Source organism: Chloroflexota bacterium, assembly GCA_020161265.1.
GTDB lineage: Bacteria > Chloroflexota > Chloroflexia > Chloroflexales > Herpetosiphonaceae > Herpetosiphon.
The window spans coordinates 37,872-55,086 of record JAIUOC010000006.1; the positions used below are offsets into that span (position 1 = coordinate 37,872).

The window sequence follows — 17,215 nt, forward strand, 5'->3', positions numbered from 1 at the left end:
TGTATTGGCAGATAGTCCTAGTTGCTATCTGCCAGTGCTGCCAAGCTACCTAGTACTAACTTCCCATTTCCATGTTGCAGATTGTTAAGTGTTTTCTTATACTTAGGGCTATCTGCACTAATTATTTGGGAGGTCGATCGACAATGGCAACACGCTTTAGAGCCTCGCTATTAGGGATACTCTTGTTGGTTGGAATCGGTTTACAAGGCTGGGTTCGCCCGCAAGCACCTAATGCGCCAACGGTTTTGAATGAAAATTTCGATTCATTCTCCGATGCCTTGGCGGATGGGTGGTTCGTGGTGAATGGCAGCGAACCACGCAACGATAACACGAGCCAACACATCGTGTGGAAACAAGGCAAATCGAATGGCTATAACTATTTTGATTCACACTCAGGTGATGATGATTCGTATGCAGCATCTTCTTGGCGGGCATCAATTAGTGGCGATACATCAATCGTTAGCAACTGGCTGTTAACCCCACCGTTATTGCTAGAAAATGGTAAGACTGTCTCCTTTTGGTCGCGGGCTGCTGATTGCCCTTTAAATCCTGATCGTTTGGATATTCGCTATAGCACCGCCGGAACGAGCACGAATGTCGCTAGTGGCAATAATACTGGTAATTTCTCGAATCTACTTGGCCAGATTAATCCCGATCTCGATACAGGCAATGATCCCGATGGGAGCGATGGCTATCCATGTAACGATTGGGCCCAGTTCACCTATACCCTTAGTGGTTTGAGCCAACCCACGGTAGGCCGGATTGGCTTCCGTCACTATATTGTTGATACTAACGATAATGGCAACTACTTGGCGATCGACGATTTTAGCTATTCGGGTGAATTGGGTGGGGGCACGCCAACGCCAATTACCCATACCCCAACGGCTACGGCAACCAATACCGCTACTGCCACTGCAACGGCTACACCAACTGCCACGTCTACAAATACGGCTACGCCAACTGTTACACGCACGCCAACCAATACTGCGACCAATACACCAACTAGCACACCAACCAACACCCCAACGAATACCCGTACCCCAACCAATACCCCAACGGGTACGCCACCAACGCCAACCTTTACCCATACGCCAACTCGTACCCCAACCAATACGCCGACGAATACGCCAACTCGTACTCCAACCAATACCCCCACTCGCACGCCAACCGCGACCTCAGTGCCTCAGACTCCGGTCTACAAGGTTTATATGTGTCCTGTTCAATATGATGGCTAGGAATTAAGCAAAAACCCCGTGAGATCATTTCGATCTCACGGGGTTTTTGCTGCGAACTTTAGGCTTTGATTTTGAGCAATAATGTTTCGTGCGGTTGAATGCGGGTTTGCCAAGCCTCGCCAAACTCGGCAATATCTGCTTGTTCCCACAAGTTACGCACCGATTTCGGCGTATCCAGCAGGCCAATATCGCTAGCTCGCAAGGTTAAATCGCTGCCAATTGCGCCACGATTAATCAAGGCAACCGCCAGTGATCCATCGGCGAGCGGTTTTTTCCAAATTTCGCAGGTGCCGGTTTGTTTCACGCGCCGCCCAGCAATCCCCAAGCTATCTTGGTTGACAGCCAAAACTTCGCGATTGGTCAATAAACTGGTGGTATCGCGATCCATATTGCGAATATCGCAGCCGATCATCAAGGGCGAACAGGCAATCGTCCACAATGACATATGGGTTTGATATTCGATGAATGATAAGCCGCCGCCGGAGATTTGACCCTTGCCCTTCAACCCAACCACCAGCATATCCAAATCGTTCCAGGCATCGGGGCCAGCGTATTCGGCTAAATTGGCGGCAATATCAATCGCTGTATCAACGCCTACCCCATAATATTTGTGTGGCGCAACCCAAATATCAACCCAGCTATCGAAAATATCGCCAGTAACCCGCCACATATGCCCGCCAACCGAGCGACCCCAGAGCTGCGGGCTGCGGCCACCCCACTCACACAACGAGTAGAGAAATTGGCGCTTAGTTTTGCGTAAAGCCTCGCCCATGCGGGTGTAGCGGTCGATCGCAGTGGCTTGGTCGGTTGGGGCAAAACAAAAATCATATTTGAGGAAATCGATGCCCCACGAAGCCCACAATTGGGCATCTTGCTCCTCGAAGCCAAAGCTGCCAGGATAGCTGGCGCACGTCAAATGTGCTGCATCGGAGTAGATGCCAATTTTCAAGCCAAGGCTATGCACATAATCGGCTAGCGCTTTGATGCCACTCGGGAATTTTTCGGGGTCGGCAACCAAATCGCCGTTGCCATCGCGGCCAACTTTGGTTGACCAGCAATCATCAATCACCACATAGTTATAACCACAATCCTTGAGGCCTGAGCTAACCAGCACGTCAGCAGTGGCACGGACTGAATCTTCATGAATCGTACTACCAAACATGTTCCACGAGTTCCAACCCATTGGGGGCGTAGGTGCGAGAGGCTGTTCTGAAGTCGTCATACATTTCTCCATGTGGTCAGGGCCGTTCCTTACCATTTGATCATTGTAGGTCGCCAGCTTAGCCAATGTCAAAGCTTTTCATGGATAATATTTTTAGAGTTTTAACCTGATTTGACAATACCATACAGTATGGTATGTTTTAGTTGTGGCATAACGGAGGCCCATATGGCGCGAGTACGACGTGAGGATTGGTTGCAGCATGGCTTGAGCATTCTCAGCAGTGAATCGGTGGCAGCCTTGACGATTGAGCGCTTAACCACCGATCTGGGGGTGACCAAAGGCTCGTTCTATCATCATTTTGGCGGTTGGCCAAGCTACAAAACGGCGCTGTTGCAGCAATTCGAGCAACAAGACACCTTGGATGTGATTCAGCACTTGGCGGGCTATCACGATCCAGCTCAAAAATTACGCGCTTTGTTCGATTTGCTAACGATTGTGGCAATTTATGCCGCCAATGACCCATGGGATGTGGAGATTGCCATGCGCGGCTGGGCCGCAACTGATCCTGAGGTTCGAGCCATGATCGAACGCATCGATCATTTGCGCATAAGTTTCGTGGCCGAACTGTGTAGCGCGATCACTGGCGATGCTGAGCGCGGTTTGTTAATGGCTCAACACGGTTATAGCATTTTGCTGGGCGCTATTTTGATGCAACCAATGTTGCCAATGGCCCGTTTACGCCAAATCTACGACGAATTTTTACGTTTATATGCAATTCCAGGAGGCTCCGATGTCGATCACGCAGCACCCAATACTGGCACCGCTGATCGCCCAAGCGAATCATGTTGATGTTAAGACGCGCCAAATTCATACAACCCAGCCTGAGCATGAGTTACGCCGTTTTATTGCAGCCATGATCGGCTATAACCCCCGTTGGATGCAAAGTTTGTATGCGATTCGTTGGGGTTTTGTGCGCTTATTGGGCATGCGCCAGCAAGGCATACCCAACTCAAACCAGCTACGACCTGAGCAAGTGCCCATGCAAGTTGGCCAAAACTTGGGCTTTTTCAAGGTGACAGCCGCTGCCGAAGGCCAATATTTGGTGGCCTCGGCCAGCGAATCGCATCTCACTGCTTGGTTGGCGATTGTGCTGGAGCCGCTTGGTGGCGACAATTACAACCTACACACGGTCACAATTGTGCGCTATCACGCTTGGACAGGGCCAGTTTATTTTAATGTGATTCGACCATTTCATCATATTGTCGTCAACCAGATGATCAAGGCTGGTTTGGCGGGTCAGTCAACGATATAGGAGCAATGATGTTAGCACGAACCACAATTGTAGGCTTGATTGGTGGGGCAACGGCGTTAATTCATGGGGTTGGCGGCCAATTAACGGGGATTCAAGCCATGAACCAAACTACCTTGGCCGCCAGCCCACGCCTAGAACTTTTAGCAACTTGGCACATGATCACGATCCATCTTGGTTGGTTGGCCTATCAAGTTTGGCGCTTAGAGCAGCATCCACAGCCGAACGCTCAAGCACGGCTGATCGTTGGGCAATATTTGGCCTATAGCGGCTTGTGGCTAGGACTGAATTTGTTGGCTGGTCAGCTTTGGTTGGCTCCGCAATGGTTGTTATTGGCTGGTTTGGCAGGGCTAACATGGTGGGCTGCACCACGAAACAAGCAGCTTATTCAAGGAGTACATCAATGAAACCAGGTTTTTTTGGCAAGCTCAGTGCTTGGATTTTTATCTTGGTTGGGGTTGGTCACACGCATTTTCAATTATTTGAAACCTCGGCCAACTCAGGTGCTGCTGCTCGTTTGCAACAAATTCAGGTGCAATTGCCTGCCGCCCAACGCACCATGCTCGAACTCAATACGGGCTTTTCGTTGGCCATGGGCTATTTGCTGATTGTCTATGGTGGCCTGAATTTGTTGATAATGCGAGCGTTTGGCAATGATCTGGCCCGTTTGCGTTCGATCTGGCGGTTTAATAGTGCTGTTTCGTTGGGCTTGGCGCTGCTTTCATTCCGCTACTTTTTCAGCTTTCCTAGTGGCTCCTTCACCATCACCACGGTGTTATATGCCTTAGCTAGTCGTCAAGCCCGCAAAATAGCCTAAATCCATCAGAAGGCTGAACTATTGCAATAAAAATCGAGTATAGTTAGTACGATTAGATGCCAAGATCGGCGAGAGCGATCTTGGATTTTTAGTGCAATTGAGGCCTCTTTATGCTACGACGGATGTTAGTATTGTTGGTTTTGGTTGGGTTAGTCGCTTGTGGCACAAATGAACAAGCCGCCACCAACAGTGAAAGCCTAACGCTTAAATTGAATGTTCAGCCAAATCAAACCTATCGCTATACATCGACCCAAGTGCAACATACCACCCAAAGTATGTTTGGCACTGAGCAAACTCAAGTGACTACAACCACGATGGCGATGCAACAAAATATCATTTCGGTCTCAGCCGAAGGTGAAACCGTGATGCAGGTTATGATTGATTCGATTCGGGTTGAAAGCCAAACCGCTGATCAAACCATGACCTACGATTCAACTGATCCAGCTGCCAGCACCGATTCTCCAGAGTTGGCCCAATTTGCTGGCATGACTGGCCAACCAATCACGATTACCCTAAGCCCGGAAGCATCGGTTAACAAGATCGATGGCATGGATCAATGGATCGACAAGCTGCTCGGTGAGAATGAAATCACGCCTGAAGTTGCCATGATGCGTGATATGCTGACCAAAACACTTGAGCAAAGCTATGCTAAAGCCACAATTATTCCATTTGGTGGTAAACCTATGGTGATTGGCGATTCATGGCAAGATGTAACCGATCTGAATTTGCAAATTTTCTCGATGGTTTTGACCAATACCTATACCTTGAAAGAACGTAACGCGGGCTTGGCAACCTTCGATCTGACTGGCGATTTTGCCTTAGGCGAATTCAACTTTCCAGGCTTGGCCGAAGATGAAAATATCAAAATGACTATTGAAAATGGTAAAAACGGCAATACCCAAAAGGGTGTTGTGGTGATTGATGAAAAAACTGGGATGTTGAAATCAAACGTCTTTGACCAAACGATGTCAGTCATTATGAAACTTGAAGGTGAAGATGCTGGCCAATCGTTGGCTGTGCCAATCGAGCAAACCGTACATATGGATGTCCAATTGCAACCATAACATCAGCTTTTTCTCAGATGCGATTAAGTTGGCTATCGTGGTGAATTGATCAGGAGCGTGCTATAACCAAGGCACGCTTTTTTGATTTGAGGAGTTTATATGCGTATACGCTTATTCAGTGGTCTGCTAAGCTTGTTACTTGTGGCTGGATGTGGCAGCCAAGCAGTTCAGCCAACGATTACACCACCGCCAACCCTAACTACCGCCGCCCAAGTTGAGGTGCTAGCTACCGCAAGTTTAGCTCCGAGCGAGCCAACCGCCGAGCTTGCTACACCAACGCTTGACGACCCCAATGCCTTGGTCGATACCTCGCTGCTAACAGGTCGAATTTATTTTATCGATCCCTTGGGATTTGCAATTAACTCAATCACGCCAACTGGTGGCGATTTGCAAACGGCCTACAAAGAACAAGGGTCATTACCGTTATCACGCTTGGGAATCGACCCCAGCCTGAATTATTTGAGTCTGTTCAAAGGCGATTTTCTGCATATTTACACCACCGACTTTCAAGAGCTTTTGAGCTTGCCGAGTAGCTTTGAGCCAATTTGGTCGCCGCGCGGCGATGGCAAATTTGCCCTGCTCAAATTAACCGACATGGGCGAGGCCTTTGTTGATGTGTATGATTTGAATAGTGCTACGCCTGCCAGTACCGTGGTGAGCACGATTGGTTATCGTGCTGCTTGGCTCAGCGATGGGCTTGGGTTGCTAGTGCATAATGGCAATCAAATTGGCACAGCCAACCTTGATGATGGGGCATTTAGCCCAATGCTTGAGCTAGTGGAAGATGAAAATGGCACTTGGGCGGTTGATGAACTTTTGAGCTATGCCGACCAAATCTATTTTCATGGTGGTCAAGTTAATTTGCTGGGAGCATCGGGCAATGGTATGCAATGGTGGGCCGTGGTTGATGGCGCTCCCCAAGCCGTGACCGACATCGGCGGCAATGGGATTTTGCGGTTGCAATTTAACCAAGAGCGTGAACAAATCGCCTATATTGATAATTTTCATATTAGTGCTTGTTTGGGTGCACAAGTGTTGAGTGTGCAGGCTCCAGATTTTAGTACACCAGCCCGCAATCCCAATTTAAGCCCGATTTTGGCCGATAATGGGCAAGCAATTCATGGGGCAGCTTGGAACCCAACTGGCGATTGGCTGACCTTTGCCAAGGGCGATTATAGCTGTGATGAGGCTGGGCCAATCTATGCAACGCCGCAAGTTCTGGTCTGGAATCCCGCAACGCAGGCGATTCAGGCATTTGAGTATGGTAGCTATCCAGTGTGGGTTCCATAGCAGGTTGAGCTACGAAAGGCATTGAGGAATCGCAGGCTGAAACCACGAAGGGCATGAAGGCTATGGGCTATGAGCTTTTGGCTATCGGAAATTATGGGGATACTAGCAGATTTTTCGATAGTCTAGTGTTTGTAGCCTATAGCCATGCTTGCTCTGCGCCTCTGCATTAAATAAAGATTGGCTGATTAATCGCTATGGTTGTGCTAAGCTTCTATGATAGTAGAAATTTGAGTTTTAGCCAATCCGCCTTTTTAGAATTGATTGCCCTAATTGGCTAAAATTGCTGATTTAGAAGGCATTGATTTGCGTTCGACACTCCCCTTAAACTGCGCTATAATCCAAACAAGTTTCTAGAGTTGCTGATTCGCGAGCCTCTGATCAGAAATTTCTGATCGGCAGGTGATATTTGTGTTTACAACCATGAGCACTGCACCGCGTGATTGGTTGGCTAGTCGGGCTGAGTTCCCGATTTTGAGCCGCAAAACCTATCTAAATACATGTTCGCTTGGCGCATTGAGCAGCCGCGTGCGTGCGGCAGTTAATCAGCATTTGGATTTATGGGAAGAGTACGGGGCATCGGCGTGGTATAAGATTTGGCTCGGTGAGTGCGCTGCTTTACGCACGACCACCGAACGCTTATTTAATGCTCCGGCTGGCTCGGTGGCTTTGGCTCCTAGCGTTGGCGTGGCTCTTTCGGTAATCGCCAGTGCCTTGGATTATCGCCAACGGCCCAAGGTGATTTCAACCGTCCTCGATTTTCCAACAATTCCCTATCAATGGTTGGCGCATCCTGAGGTTGAGGTGGTGCTTTTGCCATCGCCCGATGGCGTGCATGTGCCATTGGAAGCCTACGAGGCTGCGATTGATGAGCGCACGGCCTTGGTGGCTACCTCACATGTCTTTTTTGCTAGTGGCACAATTCAGCCAATTGCTGAAATTGCCAAATTAGCCCATGCCAAAGGCGCATTATGCCTGATCGATGGCTATCAGGCGGCGGGGCAAGTACCAGTCGATGTGGTTGCCAGCGATCTGGATTTCTACATGACTGGGGGCTTGAAGTGGCTGCTTGGTGGAACAGGCATTGTTGAATGCTATGTCCGCCCAAGCCTGATTCAGCAGCTTAAACCAACGGTTGCCGGCTGGTTTGGCCATGCCAACCAATTTGCCTTCGACCCCAACAACTTCGAGTTTGCTCCCGATGCGCGGCGCTTTGAAGTTGGCACGCCTGCTTTATCGGCGGTCTATGCTGGCCATGCTGGCATGCAGATCATCCTTGACCATGGCGTGGCGGCAATTCAACAGCGCACCAGCGAACTGGTGGCCTATTTGGTGGCCAAGTTACGCGATGCAGGCTATCAATTAACTATTTCTGGCGACCCACAGCAGCATGCAGGGATCGTGATGATCCAAAGTGCCGAGCATGCTAAGCTGGTGGCCGCCTTGGCTGAGCAGGGGATAATCGTTGATCATCGGCCTGGCCATGTGCGGGTATCGCCATTTTTCTATACCTTAGAGACAGAGCTTGATCTTTTTGTGGAACGCTTGCAGGCTCTTAGCCAGTAATTTGGAATTCAGCATCAATAAGGAGGTTACGTGTCCACTCGCACGATTTTGGACCGTTATCAAACGAGTGCCTCGTATCTAGCGCGCATTTTACTCCGTTTTTCGGGCTTGTTGCTCACGGTGTATATGCTGACGTACATTTGGGAATTGAGCACGGTAATTCGCACCAGCGATGAGCCGGCTGGCACCGCTGCGGCGGCCTTCAACACGGCGATGGCTGCGTACAACACGACCTTCTGGCATATTACCCATGCGGTGGTTGTGGCGCTGGTGGTGTTGCATGCCCTAACTGGCTTGCGGGTTTTGACCCTTGAGGCAGGTTTTGGCGCTCGCTTCCAACGAGCCTCTTTCTGGCTTTCGTTGGTCTTGACGGTGGCGCTGTTTGTGCTGCTCTTTATTAAGATTATCGCCAATCTGGCGGCGTAACGGCTGGAAAGGAATCGCTTCAATGGTGCACCGAGATGTTATCAGCGTTACAAGCCGCGCTCAAAAGGTTAAAGTGGAACCTGGTGCGGGCACGCTGTTGTGGATTCTGCAACGCCTTTCTTCGTATGGTTTGTTGCTGTTTTTGCCAATCCACCTGTATTTTACCTATTTCACCAAGCTTGATACGCCAGCACTGACCTATAACGGCATGCGCGAAACCTTCAGCGCATTTCCACTGTGGTATGTGCTGAACGAAGGGCTTTTGTTAATTTGTGCGCTGTTTCATGGCCTCAACGGCTTTCGCAATGTCATCTACGACTGGACAACCAATAGCGCTGTGCGCCATACGATCAACTTTTTGTTGATTGTCTTGGGTATCGCTGGGGCAATTTTGGGCTTCTGGACGTTGTGGGCTTTGGCATAAGGAGTGTCGTCTGTGATTCAGCATGATGTAATTGTGGTTGGCAGTGGCATCGCTGGGATGCGCTGCGCCCTTGAAATTAAACGTAACGCGCCCAAAGCCGATGTGGCGATTGTGACCAAACAGTATCCAGTTCGGGCGGCTTCGGTCGTCGAACGCACAGGCATTGCCGCCGCCTTAGGTAATAGTAGCAGTGATAGTGTTGAAGCGCATATCAGCGATACCTTGGCCTATGGCAAAAGCAATAATGCCGCTGCGGTCAAAGCGCTGTGCGAGCAAGCTCCTGCCGCTGTGTATGAGCTAGAGCACATGGGTTTGCCATTTAGCCGCTTGAAGAGTGGCCGCATCGCCCAACAAGTTGGCTATGGCCATAGCCAACCACGCTTGGCCAACGCTGGCGACCAAACTGGCCACGCAATTGTCACGACCTTGTATGGCGAAGTCGTGCGCTTTGGCATCAAAGTGTATCCTGAATGGTTTATGCTGGGCTTGGTGGTTGATGGCAAAAACGTGCGCGGTGTCAGTGTGCTCGATATTCGCAGCAGCGAAATCGAAGTTATCAACGCCAAAGTAACGGTGCTGGCAACTGGCAGCTATGGTCAACTCTACGCCAATTCCAGCGATTCATATGCCTCAACTGGCGATGGGCATGCCGCTGCTTTGCGAGCTGGCATCAACCTAACAGGCATGGATTTGGTCAATTTCCATCCCTTGGGCGTGGCCAATACTGGCTTGATTATCAACGAACAAGTGCTTGCCGATGGCGCACATCTGCTCAACGCCAGCGAAAAACGCTTTACCAACGAACAAGCAAGCTTGGCTGAAGTAACCGCTGCAGTTAGCGCCGAAATTGCTGCTGGCAAGGGCGTTGGTGGCCATGTTTGGTTGGATGTTCGGCATCTGCCAACCAGCCAGATTCAAGAGCGCTACCCACACCTATTGGATTACGCCGAAGATTTCGCAGGCATTAATCCAAGCAGAGATCTAATTCCAGTCAAGCCAACCCAACAATCGAGCCTTGGTGGTTTGCCAACCGACCTCAACGGTAGTGTGGCAGGCTTTGAAGGGTTGTATGCAGTTGGGGCTTGCGCCAATAACGGCGTACATGGCGAGCAAGCCTTGCCCGGCAACGAATTGGCGGCGGCGGTGGTATTTGCCAAACTGGCAGGCGCGGCAATTGCCGGCAAATTGGGCACGGCTAGCTATGGCAATGTGCCAAGCTACGCCACCAGCAATGCCAGCGATGAAATCGAAGGCTTGTTCGGCCAAAAAGGTAGCCACAAATTGGGTCTTGTGCGCAAAAACCTGCGTCAAGCCTTCAATAGCCAGGCCCATACTGCGGCCAGCGATGAACAACACGTTGGTTTAGTGCATAGCTTGCGTGAACAATTTGGCCAAATTGCCCTGCACGATAAAAATCGGCGTTTTAATACTGAATTGCTCGAAGCCCTAGAGCTTGATCGGCTGCTCGATGTGGCCGATGCTGTGGCAAAAGCAAGCGTGGCTGCGCTCTAAGCGCTAGAACCTAGTGGAGTAGTTTCAATGAAAGTAACATTTCGTGTGCCACGCTTCGATGCTGCCACCGATTTTACCGCCAAATATCAGGTCTATCATGTTGAGGTAAATCAATTTACCACGATTCTTGATGCCTTGAACAGCATCAAAGACGAGCAAGATAGCAGCTTGACCTTTCGGCGTGGCTCGCAATCGGGCATCGACGGCTCCTGTGGCATGATGATTAATGGTCGCAATCGCTTGGCCTCGACCACCCGTGTGCTGTCCTTGAATAGCACTGAAATTGCCGTAGGGCCATTACCAGGCTTCCCAGTCATTCGCGATTTAGTGGTTGATTTCGATTCGTTCTTTGCTAAAGATGCTGTGATGTTGCCTTATTTGGTCACCGACATCGCCAAGCCTGCTGATGGCAAGGAGCGCTTGCAAAGCCCCAAAGATGCCAACCGCATCGCTTTGGCCGCTAGCTGTAATCAATGTGGTTGCTGTACCTCGGCCTGCCCAGTTCACTGGAGCAATGGCGAATATTATGGTCCATCAGCATTAACTCGCGCCTATCGCTTTGTCGAAGATTCACGCGACACCGCGATTAAGGCTCGCTTAGATATTGTTGGCTCAGAAACCGGCGTTTGGCGCTGCCATACCGTGTTCAACTGCTCAGAATGTCCTAAGTCGATTCCCAATGGCGAAAATATTCAAGCCCTCAAGCGCAAAATTATGCTCAACAAAATTGGCCTTGGGCGGATTGAAGTTAAAGTTGCTCGAACCGAAGCAACTGTCTAAATTCCATGACTGGGCAATCATCAATTCAAACATTGCTGCGCCATTGGCTCAGGCTGTTTGCCTTGGCGATTGCCCAGTTGGTTCAATATTTCGCCAAGCCACCAAACCAGCTAGCAATGAATGTAGATCAAGCACCACCTATGCCTATTGCCCAAACTGACCAACCAGAAATTGAAGCCGAATCGTTCTCAATTGAGGTAGTTGCAAACCCTGAGTTTGAGCCTGCTGTTTTGATTGAGCCAGTTGAATTACTATCGCCAATGCCAATCCCGACCGAGCATTTACACCCCGATGTCTTGCTGCGAGCTGAGGCTGTGCTGTTTGTCGCTGGCGATCCGGTTGAGTATGCCACGTTGGCCAATGCCCTCGAATTGCGTGAGCAGGACATTCCGCTGTTGATTGCTGATTTACGCCAGCGCTTCAATGGGCGCGGCATTCGGCTGCAAGATCAAGCTGGTACTTTGCAATTGGTTAGTGCTCCTGAAGCTACTAGTGCCCTCGAACGCTTTCTAGGGGTCAGCCAACCACAAAAACTCTCGCCAGCAGCGCTTGAGGTTTTGGCGATTATCGCCTATCGTCAGCCAGTAACGCGGGCTGGGCTTGAAGCAATTCGCGGGGTCGATTCGAGTGGAGTCGTGCGTTCGCTCTTGGCGCGTGAGTTGATTTATGAGGTTGGTCGGGCTGAAACAATTGGTCGGCCAGTGCTTTATGGCACAACCAGCCAATTTTTGCACATTTTTGGCATTACCAGTTTGGCTGAACTGCCAGCCTTTAGTTTTGAGCGCCAAGCCCCAATTGACCCCGATGCAGCCCAAGAACGCTTATTTTAGGATATCCCCAGCGTGGTGAAGGAAATCGCACCCTGAGTCATCCTCGTTTGCATTGACTGAAATGACCCACTTTGTTATAACCAAACTATCGATATTTAATTGCGACTCCACAAGGAGATTGTATGGCACGGCCAACGGCGGCTACGCCAATCTTGTCACAGGGGATTGCCTGGCGCTCGATCAGCCAAACCATTGCGTTGATTCTGCTATGTACTTGGACTCCGTTGCGGCTAACCTATATCACAATGTTCAGATTACAATGGGATAATTTGGCCCAAGTTGGGTATTGGTGCAGTTGGGTGGCCCAAGCATTAATTCCCTTAGCCTTGATAATTGGGGCAAAAAGCTATCGACGCTGGCTGATTATGACGCTTTGGGTGCTATTTATCGGCTGGTGGGAAGCCCAATTGTTCTTCAATATTCCGCCAAGCTGGTTTGAATTGGCCCTTACTAAATAGAACAAAACCACGCTAGGATGAACTAGCGTGGTTTTTGCTTGCGTGGTTTTGTTTAATTAAACTGAGGGTGCAACTTCGGTTGGCTCCGCCACAGCTGGCTCAGGCTTGACCGAATGCGGCAAGGCTTTGAATAATTTCAAGCCCCATTGCACCGCAGGCCCAATGCTAACCGCAAACAATAACGTGCCCCAACCAACATCGCCGCCCATGATCCAGCCCAAAAATAGCACCGAAAGCTCAATGCCAGTGCGAACGTGACGCACAGGCCAGTTGAAACGCCGCACCAAAAACAGCATAAAACTATCGCGCGGGCCAGCTCCCATATTGGCCCCGATATAGGCTCCGATGCCAATGCCACACAATACCAAGGCCACCAGATAGTAGCCCAATTGCCATGGCCATGAGCTTACTGCAGGAATAAACGGCATCGTTAGGTCGGTGACCAGCCCAATCAAAATAATATTGCTGATTGTGCCCCAACCAAAGCGAATATCAACCACCAGCAACATCGCCATTAACGCAAAGCCAACTAGTTCGCTAACTAAACCGACCTTCAAGCCAGTTAGTTTGTTAATCCCTTGATGAAAGAGATCCCACGGCCCCAACCCAAAATGGCTCTGCATCATAAAGCTGATTGCGAGGCCATACATGCTCAAGCCAAAGATCAATTGAACCCATTGGCGAGCCGCAACTGGCCGAAAATCGAAGTGCCGCGCGATAAATGAACCAAACATAGAGCCATCCTTGTGGAGCAATAAACCAATAGTATGTGTTTTAACAGATTGTCCTAGCAACAACGAGTGACAATCGTTGAACATGGATTAGGACAATTATAGCCAACTTTGACCGTAGGAGGATGGCGCTGCTTTTGCTATACTCGCTCTAGATTCCCGATGTTTTGATATTTGGAGGTTGTATGCAGCTTCGTGATCGTTTGGGCTGGATGTTGAGTGGCATTTTGCTGGGCATGCTGTTGATGGTGAGTTGCGATGTGGTCAATCAGGCTTCGACGGCTCAGCCCAGTGTGGCCGATGCCGCTGCTGTGCCTTCAACTGGCCCACTGGCAACCGCTGCCGCCCAGATGCCGGTCAATCAGTCTGGGGTTGATGCCTATAGCAATGTGATTCGCGCGGTCTATAATCGGGGCAATCCTTCGGTAGTCCGCATCGATGTGCAAAGCAGCCAAGGCGAATCGCTGGGCACTGGCTTTGTGATCGATAAACAAGGCCATATCGTTACTAATAATCACGTTGTTGGCAGTAGCCGCAGTGTGTTGGTTAATTTTGTCGATGGCGAGGCGGCGATTGCCGATGTAATTGGGGTTGATAGCGATTCAGATTTGGCAGTAATTAAGGTTCGCAATCCGAATGCCAATATTTTGATTCCAGTCGAATTTGGCGATTCGGCGGCGGTACAAGTTGGCGATGTCGTGGTGGCGATTGGTAATCCTTACGGCGAAAATCGGACTGCCACGGCAGGGATCATCAGTGCAATTCGTGGGGCGAAGAATGAGGGCGGCGGTAGTACCTTTTCAATTCCTGGAGTGTTGCAAACTGACGCAGCAATTAACCCTGGTAATTCGGGCGGGCCGTTGTTCAACAGCCAAGGCCAAGTGATCGGGGTCAACACCTTTATTCTCGATCCATCAGGGCGGGGCGCGAATATTGGCTTGGGTTTTGCTGTGCCAGTCAATTTGGTTAAGCTGGTTGCTCCCGCCATTATTCGCGATGGTAGCTATACCCACCCCTTCTTTGGCGCAGCCTTGAGCAGTGTTGATAGCTATTTTGCTGAAGTTAACAATTTGCCAAGCAAAGGCGTTATTATTACCCAACTCTACAATGGCCCTGCTGCTGAGGCTGGTTTACAGGTTGGCGATGTGATTGTGGCGGTCAATGGTGAGCCAATGCTCGAATCGGGCGATGTGATTTCATTATTGGAATTAACGACCCAGCCGGGTGATCGAATTACGGTTACTGTGGCTGAGGGCAATGGCCGTACTCGCGATGTGCAAGTGCAGGTTGGCGCACGTCCAGGCCGCTAGATCAAAGCATGCAGCAAGATTTCCACCTTCAGCCCTAGCGTGATGCGCTGGGGCTTTTGCTACAATACAGTCAGGTTTATCGAAAGGGGTTCTGTGTGTCAATCCGTACAAGTTTGGTTGATCTGACCACGCGCTTGGTGGCGATTCCCAGTGTTTCCGCCGAAAAACGCGATTTGCAGCCAGTGATCGATTTGGTGGTAGCTGAGTTGGCTGATTATCCAGCGGCCTTGCTGCATCACCGCGATGCTAATGGCTACCCAATGTTGGTGGTCAATTTCAACCAAGAACTGCGCAGCGATATTATCTTAAATGCCCATTTGGATGTTGTGCCAGCCCGCCCTGAGCAATGGCAAGCCTTCGAGCGTGATGGCAAATTGTATGGCCGTGGCACGCAAGATATGAAGGGATCGGCGGCGGTCTACATTGAAATTATTAAAGAAATTGCCCAATTACCTGCTGAACAACGCCCCAGTGTTAGTTTCCAATTTGTCACCGATGAAGAAATTGGCGGAGCTAATGGCACGGCCTTATTGCGTGATGAAGGCTGGCAGGCTAATTTATTTATTGCTGGCGAGCCGACCAACCTGAATATTTGTCATGGAGCCAAGGGCATTTTATGGCTGGCGGTTGAGCAACCAGGCGTGCCAGCCCACGGCTCGCGGCCTTGGGAAGGCGTGAATCCAATTGAGCGTTTGGCAAGTGGCCTTGGGCGTTTGTACGAATATTATCCAACGCCTGCGCAAGAAATTTGGCGCACCACGGTTACGCCTTCGATTATCAAAGGCGGCGATGCTGGCAATCGCATTCCAGCCAATGCCCAACTGAATCTTGATATTCGCTGGACACCCGAAGAAGGTGCTGATGCGGTGATTGATAACGTTAAGCAAGCCTTTGCGACGAGCAGCGAACCCAACCCCAATGTGCAGATTTTGCATCGTGGCACGGCCCTAAATACGCCAGCCGAGGAGCCAAACTTACAACGCATTGTTGACGCTCAACAAACCAGCCTTGGTCGCCAAGCCCACCTCTTCCGTGAGCATTTTGGCTCTGATGCCCGCTTCTACAGCGATGCCGGAATTCCAGCGGTCTGTTGGGGGCCAGAAGGTGCAGGCTTGCACACCGACGACGAGTGGGTTAGCATCGATGGCTTGGTCGATTATTATCATGCGGTCAAAACCTTGTTGGGTATGTAGTCGATTCACGAAGGGCACGAAGTAATCAGGCTATAGGCTATTGGCTTTGGGCTATAGGCTATTGCAATACCACCAACTGTTCCGCTAGCCGAGAGCCTTCGGCCTGTAGCCATGATTGCTCTGGGCTGCTGTTTAACGTTACTTAAACAAATTGGCTACAGCACGGGAGCACTGTAGCCAATCAAGGAAGCTGTTGCAATATTTTTTAGCGGCGAGCTGGGCCTTGAGCCAAACGCCCAAGCAAACCACCTTGATTTGGGCGACTAATATCGCTCGCTGGCGTTGCTGCTGGTTGGGTGGGCAGTGGAGCCGTCGTTAACTCAGGTTGTTTGGCTGGGGTTAGGGTTGGCGTTAAGCTAGCCAATGGCATCGGTGCAGTCGTTGGCTCCAAAACCTTGGTTGCTAAGCTTTTAGCAGGATCAACCCCCATAATTGCCACTACGCCAGCTTTGATCAAGCGGACGATTGCCCGTGAAACATCGATTGGCTCGATGATCAAACGTTCTGCAATTTGGCGAATGCTACTTTCACCATTGATTGTCCGTGCCACTGCCACCGCCATCGAATCGAGCGGTTGGCTGGGCGTTGCCCCATTGCGAATATAGGGAATCGCATTATCGCTAGGGATGAAAATGCGCAATTCGCTCCATGAACGAGCGCGATCCTCAGCCTCGTCACACAAACTCATTGCATCCGAGAGCATCGTTTCTTGGGTTAGCTCGCGTAAATCGCGCACCGCGAATTCAGCGTTGGGTTCTTCAAATAGCAGCCAAACTGCCTCTGGCCCAACTTTATCGTTATATTCAGCGTGGCGCACCAACCCATCGCGGGTCAGGATCAAGCCACGTCCATGTTTGCCGACAATTTCAAGCTCGCCACACATTGAGCTTTGCTGCATCAGTTCGAGTAATTCACGTAAAGGAAAGCTGTTGAATGTGCCTGTTAGTTCCATGGCAACCTCCCGAATCTGTTTGCCATAGTAACATAACTAGCTTATACATATGTCAATCTGTAGTCCCCTTCTTGGTTAGTACTGAGATTTACTCCTGTGGTTAAAACAATCACGAGGCAGTAGTACTGCCCCGTGACTTCCGTTAAGCGTTCGTTTGGG

At 50.2% G+C, this 17,215-nt stretch carries 19 protein-coding genes; 16 read left to right on the plus strand and 3 right to left on the minus strand.

Annotation, left to right across the window (positions count from 1 at the left end; translation table 11 throughout):
• Nucleotides 1–143 precede the first annotated feature (143 nt).
• Nucleotides 144–1,235: a choice-of-anchor J domain-containing protein gene (locus LCH85_14395; GenBank protein MCA0353179.1), complete on the plus strand. Its 1,092-nt coding sequence runs from the start codon at nt 144–146 to the stop codon at nt 1,233–1,235.
• Between the two features lie 58 nt (nt 1,236–1,293).
• Here the strand turns inward: LCH85_14395 and LCH85_14400 are convergent, their stop codons facing one another.
• On the minus strand, nt 1,294–2,457 hold the full coding sequence (locus LCH85_14400; protein MCA0353180.1) for a glycoside hydrolase family 27 protein: 1,164 nt from the start codon (nt 2,455–2,457) through the stop codon (nt 1,294–1,296).
• A gap of 165 nt (nt 2,458–2,622) precedes the next feature.
• Between LCH85_14400 and LCH85_14405 the strand changes: the two genes are divergently transcribed.
• The 13 genes from LCH85_14405 (at nt 2,623) to LCH85_14465 (ending at nt 12,870) form a co-directional block, all read left to right on the plus strand.
• Nucleotides 2,623–3,246 (plus strand): TetR/AcrR family transcriptional regulator, encoded by a 624-nt coding sequence (locus tag LCH85_14405; GenBank protein ID MCA0353181.1) that lies wholly within the window; start codon nt 2,623–2,625, stop codon nt 3,244–3,246.
• Nucleotides 3,188–3,709, plus strand: a complete 522-nt coding sequence (locus LCH85_14410) for a DUF2867 domain-containing protein (GenBank protein MCA0353182.1) — start codon at nt 3,188–3,190, stop codon at nt 3,707–3,709. Before LCH85_14405 ends, LCH85_14410 begins: the two co-directional genes overlap by 59 nt.
• An 8-nt stretch (nt 3,710–3,717) precedes the next feature.
• On the plus strand, nt 3,718–4,113 hold the full coding sequence (locus LCH85_14415) for a hypothetical protein (protein MCA0353183.1): 396 nt from the start codon (nt 3,718–3,720) through the stop codon (nt 4,111–4,113).
• Complete coding sequence (locus LCH85_14420) at nt 4,110–4,523, plus strand: hypothetical protein (GenBank protein ID MCA0353184.1); 414 nt, start codon at nt 4,110–4,112, stop codon at nt 4,521–4,523. The genes LCH85_14415 and LCH85_14420 overlap by 4 nt, the downstream gene beginning before the upstream one ends.
• Before the next feature lie 110 nt (nt 4,524–4,633).
• Complete coding sequence (locus LCH85_14425; GenBank protein MCA0353185.1) at nt 4,634–5,587, plus strand: DUF6263 family protein; 954 nt, start codon at nt 4,634–4,636, stop codon at nt 5,585–5,587.
• Nucleotides 5,588–5,686: 99 nt separating this feature from the next.
• A complete protein-coding gene (locus LCH85_14430; GenBank protein MCA0353186.1) occupies nt 5,687–6,877 on the plus strand; it encodes a hypothetical protein in 1,191 nt (396 codons plus the stop codon).
• A gap of 408 nt (nt 6,878–7,285) precedes the next feature.
• A complete protein-coding gene (locus tag LCH85_14435; GenBank protein MCA0353187.1) occupies nt 7,286–8,440 on the plus strand; it encodes an aminotransferase class V-fold PLP-dependent enzyme in 1,155 nt (384 codons plus the stop codon).
• A gap of 30 nt (nt 8,441–8,470) precedes the next feature.
• Nucleotides 8,471–8,866, plus strand: a complete 396-nt coding sequence (locus LCH85_14440; GenBank protein ID MCA0353188.1) for a hypothetical protein — start codon at nt 8,471–8,473, stop codon at nt 8,864–8,866.
• Between the two features lie 22 nt (nt 8,867–8,888).
• The gene (locus tag LCH85_14445) at nt 8,889–9,290 is read left to right on the plus strand and encodes a hypothetical protein (GenBank protein ID MCA0353189.1); all 402 of its coding nucleotides are present in this window, start codon (nt 8,889–8,891) and stop codon (nt 9,288–9,290) included.
• Between the two features lie 12 nt (nt 9,291–9,302).
• Entirely contained in the window at nt 9,303–10,802 is a 1,500-nt protein-coding gene (locus LCH85_14450; GenBank protein ID MCA0353190.1) for an FAD-binding protein, read from the plus strand.
• Between the two features lie 27 nt (nt 10,803–10,829).
• Nucleotides 10,830–11,582, plus strand: coding sequence for a succinate dehydrogenase iron-sulfur subunit (locus LCH85_14455; protein MCA0353191.1), 753 nt, complete (start codon nt 10,830–10,832; stop codon nt 11,580–11,582).
• A gap of 5 nt (nt 11,583–11,587) precedes the next feature.
• The gene (gene scpB, locus LCH85_14460) at nt 11,588–12,412 is read left to right on the plus strand and encodes an SMC-Scp complex subunit ScpB (GenBank protein MCA0353192.1); all 825 of its coding nucleotides are present in this window, start codon (nt 11,588–11,590) and stop codon (nt 12,410–12,412) included.
• Nucleotides 12,413–12,534: 122 nt separating this feature from the next.
• The gene (locus LCH85_14465) at nt 12,535–12,870 is read left to right on the plus strand and encodes a hypothetical protein (protein MCA0353193.1); all 336 of its coding nucleotides are present in this window, start codon (nt 12,535–12,537) and stop codon (nt 12,868–12,870) included.
• A gap of 56 nt (nt 12,871–12,926) precedes the next feature.
• Here the strand turns inward: LCH85_14465 and LCH85_14470 are convergent, their stop codons facing one another.
• Entirely contained in the window at nt 12,927–13,604 is a 678-nt protein-coding gene (locus LCH85_14470; protein MCA0353194.1) for a hypothetical protein, read from the minus strand.
• A 182-nt stretch (nt 13,605–13,786) separates the two neighbouring features.
• Between LCH85_14470 and LCH85_14475 the strand changes: the two genes are divergently transcribed.
• Together LCH85_14475 and LCH85_14480 are read left to right on the plus strand one after the other, a co-directional pair.
• Complete coding sequence (locus LCH85_14475) at nt 13,787–14,911, plus strand: trypsin-like peptidase domain-containing protein (protein MCA0353195.1); 1,125 nt, start codon at nt 13,787–13,789, stop codon at nt 14,909–14,911.
• A 95-nt stretch (nt 14,912–15,006) separates the two neighbouring features.
• The gene (locus LCH85_14480; protein ID MCA0353196.1) at nt 15,007–16,104 is read left to right on the plus strand and encodes a M20/M25/M40 family metallo-hydrolase; all 1,098 of its coding nucleotides are present in this window, start codon (nt 15,007–15,009) and stop codon (nt 16,102–16,104) included.
• A 205-nt stretch (nt 16,105–16,309) separates the two neighbouring features.
• On the opposite strand, the gene LCH85_14485 is transcribed toward LCH85_14480, so the two are convergent.
• Nucleotides 16,310–17,056 (minus strand): DUF4388 domain-containing protein, encoded by a 747-nt coding sequence (locus LCH85_14485; GenBank protein MCA0353197.1) that lies wholly within the window; start codon nt 17,054–17,056, stop codon nt 16,310–16,312.
• Nucleotides 17,057–17,215 lie beyond the last annotated feature (159 nt).

Coding starts and splice junctions, on each gene's coding strand:
- LCH85_14395 (MCA0353179.1), top strand. CDS start 144: ATGGCAACACGCTTTAGAGCCTCGCTATTAGGGATACTCTTGTTGGTT.
- LCH85_14400 (MCA0353180.1), bottom strand. CDS start 2,457: ATGACGACTTCAGAACAGCCTCTCGCACCTACGCCCCCAATGGGTTGG.
- LCH85_14405 (MCA0353181.1), top strand. CDS start 2,623: ATGGCGCGAGTACGACGTGAGGATTGGTTGCAGCATGGCTTGAGCATT.
- LCH85_14410 (MCA0353182.1), top strand. CDS start 3,188: ATGTCGATCACGCAGCACCCAATACTGGCACCGCTGATCGCCCAAGCG.
- LCH85_14415 (MCA0353183.1), top strand. CDS start 3,718: ATGTTAGCACGAACCACAATTGTAGGCTTGATTGGTGGGGCAACGGCG.
- LCH85_14420 (MCA0353184.1), top strand. CDS start 4,110: ATGAAACCAGGTTTTTTTGGCAAGCTCAGTGCTTGGATTTTTATCTTG.
- LCH85_14425 (MCA0353185.1), top strand. CDS start 4,634: ATGCTACGACGGATGTTAGTATTGTTGGTTTTGGTTGGGTTAGTCGCT.
- LCH85_14430 (MCA0353186.1), top strand. CDS start 5,687: ATGCGTATACGCTTATTCAGTGGTCTGCTAAGCTTGTTACTTGTGGCT.
- LCH85_14445 (MCA0353189.1), top strand. CDS start 8,889: ATGGTGCACCGAGATGTTATCAGCGTTACAAGCCGCGCTCAAAAGGTT.
- LCH85_14455 (MCA0353191.1), top strand. CDS start 10,830: ATGAAAGTAACATTTCGTGTGCCACGCTTCGATGCTGCCACCGATTTT.
- scpB (MCA0353192.1), top strand. CDS start 11,588: ATGACTGGGCAATCATCAATTCAAACATTGCTGCGCCATTGGCTCAGG.
- LCH85_14465 (MCA0353193.1), top strand. CDS start 12,535: ATGGCACGGCCAACGGCGGCTACGCCAATCTTGTCACAGGGGATTGCC.
- LCH85_14470 (MCA0353194.1), bottom strand. CDS start 13,604: ATGTTTGGTTCATTTATCGCGCGGCACTTCGATTTTCGGCCAGTTGCG.
- LCH85_14475 (MCA0353195.1), top strand. CDS start 13,787: ATGCAGCTTCGTGATCGTTTGGGCTGGATGTTGAGTGGCATTTTGCTG.
- LCH85_14485 (MCA0353197.1), bottom strand. CDS start 17,056: ATGGAACTAACAGGCACATTCAACAGCTTTCCTTTACGTGAATTACTC.